The 10,605-nt window shown below is 66.9% G+C and carries 9 protein-coding genes; 7 read left to right on the top strand and 2 right to left on the bottom strand.

The window, feature by feature from the left end:
• The 4 genes from G3N99_RS26605 to polX all read left to right on the top strand — a co-directional run.
• Positions 1 to 1,030 (top strand): undecaprenyl-phosphate glucose phosphotransferase (locus tag G3N99_RS26605; RefSeq protein WP_206123875.1); only part of this gene is annotated, 1,030 nt, incomplete at its 5' end.
• A gap of 285 nt (positions 1,031 to 1,315) precedes the next feature.
• Positions 1,316 to 2,356: a glycosyltransferase family 1 protein gene (locus tag G3N99_RS26600; RefSeq protein WP_241011863.1), complete on the top strand. Its 1,041-nt coding sequence runs from the start codon at positions 1,316 to 1,318 to the stop codon at positions 2,354 to 2,356.
• Positions 2,357 to 2,667: 311 nt separating this feature from the next.
• The gene (locus G3N99_RS26595; RefSeq protein WP_011355401.1) at positions 2,668 to 3,060 is read left to right on the top strand and encodes a TraR/DksA family transcriptional regulator; all 393 of its coding nucleotides are present in this window, start codon (positions 2,668 to 2,670) and stop codon (positions 3,058 to 3,060) included.
• Positions 3,061 to 3,215: 155 nt separating this feature from the next.
• Positions 3,216 to 4,982, top strand: a complete 1,767-nt coding sequence (gene polX / locus G3N99_RS26590) for a DNA polymerase/3'-5' exonuclease PolX (protein ID WP_206123873.1) — start codon at positions 3,216 to 3,218, stop codon at positions 4,980 to 4,982.
• Positions 4,983 to 5,036: 54 nt separating this feature from the next.
• Here the strand turns inward: polX and ald are convergent, their stop codons facing one another.
• Positions 5,037 to 6,152 carry an alanine dehydrogenase gene (ald, locus tag G3N99_RS26585; RefSeq protein ID WP_174935587.1) on the bottom strand — a complete coding sequence of 372 codons (1,116 nt, stop codon included), beginning with the start codon at positions 6,150 to 6,152 and terminating at the stop codon, positions 5,037 to 5,039.
• Between the two features lie 331 nt (positions 6,153 to 6,483).
• Between ald and G3N99_RS26580 the strand changes: the two genes are divergently transcribed.
• A complete protein-coding gene (locus G3N99_RS26580) occupies positions 6,484 to 6,900 on the top strand; it encodes a DUF3995 domain-containing protein (protein WP_174935585.1) in 417 nt (138 codons plus the stop codon).
• A 9-nt stretch (positions 6,901 to 6,909) separates the two neighbouring features.
• Here the strand turns inward: G3N99_RS26580 and G3N99_RS26575 are convergent, their stop codons facing one another.
• A complete protein-coding gene (locus tag G3N99_RS26575) occupies positions 6,910 to 7,494 on the bottom strand; it encodes an RNA 2'-phosphotransferase (protein WP_206123872.1) in 585 nt (194 codons plus the stop codon).
• 601 nt (positions 7,495 to 8,095) lie between these two features.
• On the opposite strand from G3N99_RS26575, the gene G3N99_RS26570 reads away from it, so the two are divergent.
• On the top strand, positions 8,096 to 8,833 hold the full coding sequence (locus G3N99_RS26570) for a gluconate 2-dehydrogenase subunit 3 family protein (protein WP_153489651.1): 738 nt from the start codon (positions 8,096 to 8,098) through the stop codon (positions 8,831 to 8,833).
• A partial coding sequence (locus G3N99_RS26565) for a GMC family oxidoreductase (RefSeq protein WP_206123871.1) occupies positions 8,833 to 10,605 on the top strand: 1,773 nt, incomplete at its 3' end. The genes G3N99_RS26570 and G3N99_RS26565, both read left to right, overlap by 1 nt.

The following is a 10,605-nucleotide window of genomic DNA, read 5'->3' as shown; positions in this document are numbered from 1 at the left end:
CGCCGCGCTGCTGGCGCTCGTACTGACGCGTGACGACCCGCGCGCGCGGCAGCGCCGCGTCGCGGTGGTCGGTGCAACGGCGTACGGGCGTGTCGCGGTCGAGCGGATGCAGCTCGCGCCGCAGGGGCCTTTCGTGGCGGCGTGCGTATTCGATGACGACGCACAGGCTGCCACCGGCGGGATCGGCGGCGTGCCGATCATCGACGACTGGGACGCGTTGCGCGACCTGATTCGCGGCGGAGAGATCGACGAGGTATGGCTCACGCTGCCGATGTCGCACGAGTGGCGGATCCAGCGCATCGTCCGCGAGTTGCGCGACGAGTTCGTGGAACTGCGGCTGCTGCCCGACGTACGACAGATGGCGGTGGTCGATCGCTCGGCGACCGACGTGCTCGGCATGCCGGCCATCAACCTCGCGACCACGCCGCGCTCGGCGCCGGAGCTGTGGGCGAAGTTCGCATTTGACCGGCTGTTCGCATTCGGCGTGCTGATTCCGTTGCTGCCGCTGCTGTCGATGCTGGCCGTCGCGGTCAAGCTGTCGTCGCCGGGGCCCGTGCTGTTCAGGCAGCGCCGCAAGGGCGTCGACGGCCGGGAGTTCGACATCCTGAAGTTCCGGACGATGCGCGTGCATCGCGACCAACCGGGTGTCGTGCGGCAGGCGTCGCGCAACGATTCGCGCATCACGCGGGTCGGCGCGTTCCTGCGGCGCACGTCGCTCGACGAGCTGCCGCAATTCTTCAACGTGCTGTTCGGGCAGATGTCGGTCGTCGGTCCGCGCCCGCATGCGATCGAACACGACGACTTCTACCGGCAACTGATCGACTGCTACATGTATCGCTACCGCGTGCGGCCCGGCATCACTGGGTGGGCACAGGTGAACGGCTATCGCGGCGAGACGCGCAAGGTCGAGGCGATGGAAGCGCGCGTGAAGTTCGATCTGTTCTACATGCAGAACTGGAGCTTCTGGTTCGACATGAAGATCATCCTGTTGACGGTCGTGCGGGGATTCATCGGGCGCAATGCATTCTAAGGATGGCGAATCGTCCGGAAAGCGGTGCGTTGTGCGATCGAACGTACCGACCGGAGCCCATCTGACGGACACACTGACGGCACAGCAGCATCCCGCGTAACGGGGTGTCCGGCGGCGCAAAAGCGCGCCGCAGCCATCGGAATGGTCACGAACATGTCAACGTCGATTCGGGAGCGAAGCGCACCGGTACTGCAGGAAGCGCGCGCGGAGCGGGGCGCTGGTACGGCCGCGTCTGCCGCGCGGTCGTGCCGGCTCGCGATCAACGGGAAATTCACCGCGCAGCGCATGACGGGCGTTCAGCGCGTGGCATACGAACTGACGACCGAACTCGCGCGGATCGCGAGCGCCGACGATGCACTGGCGCTCGTCGTGCCATCCGATCACGATCCGGCGGCCATGCCGGCCGGCGCGCGGTCGCTGACGTCAGGGCGCCGGCACGGCACGCTGTGGGAACAATGGACGCTGCCGCGCACGACGCGCGGCCGGACCTTGTTGAGCCTTTGCAACATGGGTCCGCTGGTCAAACGCGATCAACTGCTGATGATTCATGACGCGGCGATTTTCGATCTGCCACACGGCTATTCGATGGCGTTTCGCCTCTGGTACCGCTTCGCGTTCTCGATCATGAAGCGACGTGCGCGCCATATCGTGACGGTTTCGCATTTTTCACGAACGCGGCTGGCTGCGCGGCTTGGCGTGCCGCCTGCACGCCTGTCGGTCGTGCCGGGTGCGGTCGATCATATCGACCGCATCGATGCCGATCCCGGCGTGCTGTCGCGCCTGAATCTCGAGACGGACCGCTACGTGTTGTTCGTCGGGTCGCTCGCGCCCGGCAAGAATCTCGTGCGCGCACTGGCCGCGGTGGCGCTGATGCGCGAGTCGCACCCGACGTTGCGCTTCGTGATCGCGGGTGGCGCCAATGCGAAGATCTTTGGCGCACGGGCGGCCGGCCTGCGCGAAGACGATCCGTACGTCACATGGGCCGGTTACGTGACCGACGGCGAGCTGAAGGCGCTGTACGAGCATGCGGGCTGCTTCGTGTTTCCGTCGCTATACGAAGGATTCGGGTTGCCGCCGCTCGAGGCGATGCGGTGTGGCTGCCCGGTCGTCGTGTCGCACGAAGGGGCGTTGCCGGAAGTCTGCGGCGGTGCAGCGCTGTTCTGCGATGCGTATTCGCCGCCGGATATCGCCGCGGCGATCGCCCGCGTCATGGACGATCCCGAACTGCGGGCACGGCTGCGCACGCTGGGCCGCGAGCACGCGCAGCGGTACAGCTGGCAGCGCTCGGCGCGCACGTTGATCGACATCGTCCGTGGCGACGCCTGACGTACGCTGACGCGGCGTTGCGCACGGGTCGAGCGATGCCGGCGGTGTCTGCGACACCCCCATTCGACGACGTCGCGATTTCACGTCCGTCCCCAAATTCCGCATACTTCTGCGCGCACCGAGCGCCACGCTGATTCCAGTCAACACACGCGTGTTCAATGGGTTTATCCTGCGTCGAATGCGTCCGGCACTTCGTGTCTCCGGGCGCACATCCGGACACGGTGGCAGGCGGTGACGCCTGCCCGCCGCGCACCGGCGCGACACCGCGCGCCGCAATGCTGCGCGCGGAACCCGGAACAGGAGAGACGGTCATGGCGCTCGACCAACAACAACGGCAGACGCTGAAACAGCGGCTGAACGAGAGCGAGCAGACGTTGCGTGCGGAGATTCGCACCACCGAAGACCAGCGCGCGTCGGAATCCTACGCAGACCTCGCCGGCGCGGCGCCGGACGAGGGCGACGAGGCCAATGCGGATCTGTTCGTCGACGTCGATCATGCGTTGATCGGCATGAAACTGACCGAGCTGCGCGCGATCGGCCGCGCCCAGCAGCGGATGCGTGACGGCAGCTACGGCGAGTGCATCGACTGCGACGGCTCGGTTGGCTACGAGCGCCTGCTGGCACGGCCGGCCGCCGAACGCTGCACGCATTGCCAGTCGATCTACGAACGGCACTACGCCACGACGCCGCGCGCCTCCCTCTGACTCCGACGTCTCAGCCATCACGGCGCTGCACGCGCGGCGCGGCCGGCGTACGATGATGAACGGGCGCCCGGCGGCGTCAGCATGCAGCGCCGGGCGGGCAGACGCCGTCGCGCATGCGCACGGCGCCATCCACGTGGAAGGGAGCCACGCCGATCATGCCGATCCACAATGCCGGGTGTGCGGCCGTGTTCGCCGAGATTGCCGACATGCTCGAGATCCAGGGCGCCAATCCGTTCCGGGTGCGTGCCTATCGCAATGCCGCACGGACGATTGCCGACTACGGGCGCGATATCCCGACGATGGTCGCGAACGGCGACGATCTCGGGAAGATTCCGTCGATCGGGCCGGATCTCGCGTCGAAGCTGCGCGAGATCGCCGCGACCGGCACATGCGAATTGCAGCAAACGCTGCGTCACGCGTTGCCGGGCGCGATCGTCGAGCTGCTCGACGTGCCGGGGCTCGGCGCCAAACGCGTGAAGGCGCTGCACGATGCGCTGCACGTCGATTCGCTCGAGCAGCTTCGCGCGGAAGCGAAGAGTGGGCACGTGCGCGAGCTGCCGGGCTTCGGCGCGAAAACCGAAGCGCATCTGCTCGAAGCGATCGACGACCGGCTGAAGCGCGAACCTCAACGTTTCCTGCTCCCTGATGCGGCGCACTCGCTGCTGCCGCTGCTCGAACGCCTGCGTGCGATCGCGGGCGTCGGCAAGGCCGTGCCGGCCGGCAGTTTCCGCCGCCGGCGCGAGACGGTCGGCGATCTCGACATCCTCGTCACCGCGCGCGATCCGGTGGCCGTCGCCGAAGCGTTCGTCGGTTATGGCGAGGTGGCGCGCGTGCTGGCGCACGGCAAGACGAAGTCGAGTGTCGTGCTCGTCAGCGGGTTGCAGGTCGACCTGCGCGTTGTCGATGCCGACGCATTCGGCGCGGCGCTCGTCTACTTCACCGGATCGAAGGCGCACAACATCGCGTTGCGCAGGATCGCACAGGCCGGCGGGCTGAAGATCAACGAGTACGGCGTGTTTCGCAGTGACGAACGGATTGCGGGTGAGACCGAGGCGTCGATCTATGCGTCGATCGGGCTGCACGACGTGCCGCCCGAGTTGCGCGAGGATCGCGGCGAGATCGACGCAGCGCGCGCGGGCACGCTGCCGGCGCTGGTCGAACGCAAGCACGTCCACGGCGACCTGCATGCGCATACCGACGCATCGGCAGGCCGTGACAGCCTGCGTGCGATGGCCGATGCAGCACGCGCACGCGGGTTCGCGTATCTGGCCATCACCGACCGGGCGCCGCACGCCGGCGGCCGCAGCAACTTCGACTGGCTTGCCCGGCAACTGGACGAGATCGATCGCCTCAACGCGTCGTTCGACGATTTCGTGCTGCTCAAGGGCGTGGAAGCCGGCATTCGCGAGGACGGCGGCCTCGATGTGCCCGATGCGATGCTCGGCCGGCTCGATCTCGTGGTCGGTGCGGTACGCGACGGCTTCGAGTTGCCGCGCGATGCGCAGACCGCGCGCATGCTGCGCGCGATGGATCATCCGCATTTCACGATTCTCGCGCACCCGACGGGCCGCGTGCTCGGCGAGCGCGACGCGTGCGAACTCGACGTGCCGCGGGTGATCGCGCATGCGGCGGCGCGCGGCTGCTTCGTCGAACTCGATGCGCAGCCGCGGCGGCTCGACCTGCCGGACATCTGGTGCCGCGAGGCCGCGAAGGCCGGCGTGCCGGTGGCGATCGGCTCGGATGCGTGCAGTGCGGACGAACTCGACAATCTTGCGTACGGCGTCGATCAGGCGCGTCGAGGCTGGCTCACGCGAGCCGACGTGCTGAACACGCGTACGCTCGCGCAATTGAGGCCGTTGCTGGCGCGCACGATGGGAGCGGGCGGCGCGTCGAAGCGCAGCGGCGTCGCGAAGGGCGCGTGAACGCGGCCGACGGCGCGTGCCGTCAGCCGCTGGCCATACATGAATGCGGTTCCGTCATGCCAGCACGCCGGTCGCCGGCACGTAGGGCAGACCAAGCGCCAGCGCGACGGCTTCGTACGTGATGTGTCCGTCGCACACGTTCAGGCCCGCGCGCAGGTGCGGATCGTCGGTCATCGCCTGCTTCCAGCCCTTGTCGGCGAGCGCGAGCGCATGGGTGAGCGTTGCGTTGTTCAGCGCGAAGGTCGACGTGCGCGCGACCGCGCCGGGCATGTTCGCGACGCAGTAGTGCACGACGCCGTCGACGACGAAGGTCGGGTCCGCGTGCGTCGTCGCGTGCGAGGTTTCGAAGCATCCGCCCTGGTCGATCGCGACGTCGACGACGACCGCCCCCGTGCGCATCGTCGCGATCATGTCGCGCGTGACGAGCCGCGGCGCCGATGCGCCCGGCACGAGCACGGCGCCGATCACGACGTCGGCATCGCGCACGGCTTCGTCGATCGTGTGCGCATTCGAGCAGACGGTCGTGATCCGGTTGGCGAACACGAGGTCGAGCTGGCGCAGCCGGTTCACGTTGGTGTCGAGCACGGTGACGCGTGCGCCGAGGCCGACCGCCATTTGCAGCGCGCCGGTGCCCACCACGCCCGCGCCGAGCACGACGACATGCGCGGCCGGCACGCCGGGCACACCGGCCATCAGCAGGCCACGTCCGCCGCGCGGGCTTTCGAGGTGGGTCGCCGCGACCTGGATCGACATGCGCCCGGCCACCTCGCTCATCGGCGCGAGCAGCGGCAGGCCGCCGCCGGGGCCCGTCACGGTTTCGTAGGCGATGCAGACGGCGCCGGACTTCACGAGCGCGGCCGCCTGGTCGGGATCGGGCGCGAGATGCAGGTACGTGTAGAGGATCTGCCCGCGTCGCAACATCGCGCATTCCGCCGGTTGCGGCTCCTTGACCTTGATGATCATGTCGGCACGCGCGAAGACTTCGTCGGCGCCGTCGCAAAGCGATGCGCCCGCGGCCGTGTAGTCGTTGTCGAGCAGGCCGATCGCGGTGCCTGCGCCGCGCTGCACCAGGACGCGATGGCCGTGCCGCGTCAGTTCGTGCGCGCCGGCCGGCGTGAGGCCGACACGGTATTCGTGGTTCTTGATCTCTTTCGGCACACCGATCAGCATGAGTCGCCTCCATGGCCTTCGTTATCGTTGTCGTGCAGGTGCGCCATGCGGCGAACGATGCACGTGCGGCCGGCCGCGCCGGGGCGTATCGACCGCAGTACTGGAATAACAGGGTAGTAGTGCGCGGAGGGAAGTCAAGCGGCCGGCCCGCGCGCGCCTGCGGTCGCACTGCATTGCAACATGCGTCGTGGCGGGTTGCGACCGGACGTCGCAATGCACGCGTTGCCGGGTTTCGGTATCGTCACGTGTGTCGCGGACCGGGGCCGCGTGCCGGCACCTGGCCGGCAACACATCGAGATAACGAGACAACGAGACGAGGACATCGATCGACATGACCGGAGCGTATTTCAGCGTGCCGACGCTTTGCGCAATCGCGCTCATTCACGTCTACTGGGCGTTGGGCGGGCAGCGCGGCAAAGGGGCGGCCATTCCGGAGCAGGACGGCGAACCGCTGCTGCGGCCGACTGCCATTGGCACGTTCGCGGTCGCGGCGGTGTTGCTGGGCGGCGCGTGCGTGGTCGCCGCGCGTGCCGGCTGGCTGGGGCCAAACGCGTATCACGGCACGATCTCGTTCGCGGTCGTTGCGTTCGCACTGATCTTTGCGGTGCGGGCCGTCGGCGATTTCCGTTACGTCGGCTTCTTCAAGCGGATTCGCGGGTCGCGTTTCGCACGCATGGACACGCTGTATTACTCGCCGCTTTGCGCGGCGCTGGCGCTGTCCATCGCGTCGATGTTCTGGCCGTGGTGAGCGCGCGTCTCAGCGCGCGGGCCCGTCCATCTCTTTAAGGAATTCCGCCGGCACGGTGTCGGTCAGCCATACGCCGTTCTCCGCGACGAAGAACGTATGGCCTTGCCGATGCATGCGCAGCGCATCGACCTCGAGAATCACCGGCACGCCGTAGCGCGTGCCGACGGCCAGCGCCGTCCGGATGTCCGGCGACAGATGCACGTGATGACGGGCGCCTGGTTTCAGTCCTTGCACCCGAATCGAATCCAGGAAGCGCGTCGCGGTGCCGTGATAGAGGCGCTCGGGCGGCTGCGCGGCCGGATAACTGCGTTGCACGACGGGCGTCGAATGCCCTTGTACCGCACGGATGCGACGGCCGTCGTCGGAAAGGGCGAAGCGCTGCTTGTCGTTGGTCGCGCAGACGGTTTCGAGCGTCGCGCGATCGAGATGGAGCCCCTGGCGGGTGGCGCCGGCGATCAGTTCGTCGATGTCGGCCCAGCCTTCCTGGTCGAGTTGCAGCCCGATCGTCTGCGGCGCGTGGCGCAGCAGGTAGCTGAGGGTTCGGCTGATGCGGGTCGCGTCGGGCGCCGGCAGTTCATTCTTCTGTGTCTTCATGAGTCGCGGAGGCTACCAGACCGCCATGCAAACCGGCACTCCCGGGTGCGCCGCGTGGCTGGAAAGCGACAGCCTTCGGTGCAACTCGCCACACAACAATCGTCTATCTGACGCCTGCATCAGCCGGTAATCACGCGATTCCTGTGTGTTCCGGCTTCCGGATTTTTCAATTGTTGCGATTTTCGATGCATTGAATTGCATTGGAGTAACTCTTGATGGAACCGGTTCCATATATAATTCGCGGCACTTGTCGCCGGACCCGAAAGAGGGTCGTGCACGTCGCGCTTGCTGTCGGCAAACGCGGCGTCTAAGTTGAATGAGGGTCATGAGCGATGAGGGGCAGATGCGGGCAGATGCCGGTATTTGTCAGACGATAAGGCTCGCAAAGAAGCCGATCCGTGCAGCGCAGCCTGAATTGGCGCGACGCGCGGCTGCATGAAGGCGTTGCCGCGCATTGCACGGACGGCGCCTGCATCGTGGTTGTTCGCAACAGACGAAAGAACAGGACGGCCAGCCGCGTGCGGCATGGCTGCCATGCCGGACATGCCGCATGCGGAGTGCGCGCGTCCGGGCCCCGATCCCCAACGATCAACATCCGACCATGTCCACGTCACCTGACAAACCCAACTCGCGCCGCCGTTTCCTGCGCACGTCGGTCGCGCTCGTGCCGATCGCGTCGGTCGCCGGCTGCGACCTGCGCTCGTCGTCGCCGTCCGCGACGACCGGCAACGCGCCCGGTGCATCGGCCAACGCCGAACGCGCTCCGTACAAGCCGACCTTTTTCGATGCGAAGGAATGGGCGTTCGTCCAGGCCGCCGTCGACCGGCTGATTCCGGCCGACGCCGAAGGCCCCGGCGCGCTCGAATCGGGCGTGCCCGAATTCATCGATCGCCAGATGGAGACGCCGTATGCGCACGGCGCCACCTGGTACATGCAGGGGCCGTTCCAGCAGGGCGTGCCCGAGCTCGGCTATCAGTTGAAGCTGGTGCCGCGCGACATCTACCGGCTCGGCATCGCGGCGGTCAACCGTTATTGCGAGAAGACCCACGGCAAGGCGTTCGCGGATCTCGACGCGCCGACGCGCGACACCGTGCTCGGCGCGCTGGAGAAGGGCGGCGCGCAGATCGACGACGTGCCGCCCGGCGTGTTCTTCGGCCAATTGCTGCAGAACACGCGCGAAGGTTACTTCTGCGATCCGGTGCATGGCGGCAATCACGACATGGCCGCGTGGAAGATGATCGGCTTTCCGGGCGCGCGCGCGGACTTCATGGATTTCGTCAACCAGAGCGGCAAGCCCTATCCGTACGGCCCCGTCTCGATCAACGGGGAGCGCAGCTGATGGCCGCAGAGAAAAAACCGCATGTCGATGCGGTGATCGTCGGCTTCGGCTGGACCGGCGCGATTCTCGCGAAGGAACTGACCGAAGCGGGCCTGAACGTCGTCGCGCTCGAGCGCGGCGAGTATCGCGACACCTATCCGGACGGCGCGTATCCGAACACGATCGACGAGCTCACCTACAACATCCGCAAGAAGCTGTTCCTCGACCTGTCGAAGACGACCGTGTCGATCCGCCACGGCCTGCAGGACACCGCGCTGCCGTACCGGCAGCTCGCCGCGTTCCTGCCGGGCGAAGGCGTGGGTGGCGCGGGGCTGCACTGGTCGGGCGTGCATTTCCGGATCACGCCGGAAGAGCTGCGCCTGCGCAGCCACTATGAAGAGCGCTACGGCAAGAAGTTCATCCCCGAAGGGATGACGATCCAGGACACGGGCGTGACCTACGAGGAGCTCGAGCCGCATTTCGACTTCGCCGAGAAGGTGTTCGGCACGTCGGGGCAGGCGTACAAGGTCGGCGGCAAGGTGGTCGGCGACGGCAACGTGTTCGAAGCGAACCGCAGCGACAACTTCCCGCTGCCCGCGCAGCTCAACACCTATTCGGCGCAGCGCTTCTCCGATGCCGCCAAGTCGCTCGGCCTGCATCCGTACCGGCTGCCGTCGGCGAACACGTCGGGCCCGTACACGAACCCGTACGGCGTGCAGATGGGGCCGTGCAACTTCTGCGGCTACTGCAGCGGCTATGCGTGCTACATGTACTCGAAGGCGTCGCCGAACCTGAACATCCTGCCCGCGCTGAAGCAGGCGCCGAACTTCGAGCTGCGCTCGAAGTGCCACGTGCTGCGCGTCGACCTCGACGATACGAAGAAGCGTGCGACGGGCGTGACCTACGTCGACCCGGCCGGGCGTGAAGTGCATCAGCCGGCCGATCTCGTGATCGTGGCCGCGTTCCAGTACCACAACGTGCACCTGCTGCTGCTGTCGGGTATCGGCAAGCCGTACGACCCGATCTCGGGCGAAGGCGTCGTGGGCCGCAATTTCGCGTACCAGAACCTGTCGACGATCAAGGCGTTCTTCGACAAGGACACCTACACGAATCCGTTCATCGGCGCGGGCGGCAACGGCGTCGCGGTGGACGATTTCAACGCGGACAACTTCGACCACGGCCCGCTCGGCTTCGTCGGCGGCTCGCCGCTGTGGGTGAACCAGGCCGGCGTGAAGCCGATCAGCGGCATCGCGACGCCGCCCGGTACGCCGCAATGGGGCTCCGCGTGGAAGAAGGCGGTCAAGGACAACTACGCGCACACGATCTCGATGGACGCGCACGGCACCAACATGTCGTACCGCGACGTGTATCTCGACCTCGATCCGACCTATCGCGATTCGTATGGCCAGCCGCTGCTGCGGATGACCTTCGACTGGAAGGACAACGACATCAAGATGGCGCAGTACGTGACCGGGCAGATGAAGAAGATCGCGGAGGCGATGGGGCCGAAGGCGATCGGCGTGTCGACGCGCGAGTTCGGCAAGCACTTCGATTCGCGCGCTTACCAGACGACTCACCTCGTCGGCGGCGCGATCATGGGCACCGACCCGAAGACGAGCGTGCTGAACCGCTACCTGCAGTGCTGGGACGTGCACAACGTGTTCGTGATGGGCGCATCGGCGCTGCCGCAGGGCATCGGCTACAACCCGACCGGGATCATCGCGGCGCTGGCCTACTGGTCGGCACGTGCGATCCGCGAGCAATACCTGAAAAATCCCGCCCCGCTGGTGACA

Source organism: Burkholderia sp. Ac-20392, assembly GCF_017104585.1.
GTDB classification, from domain to species: Bacteria; Pseudomonadota; Gammaproteobacteria; order Burkholderiales; family Burkholderiaceae; genus Burkholderia; species Burkholderia lata.
This window is presented reverse-complemented; position numbering and strand designations above follow the sequence as displayed.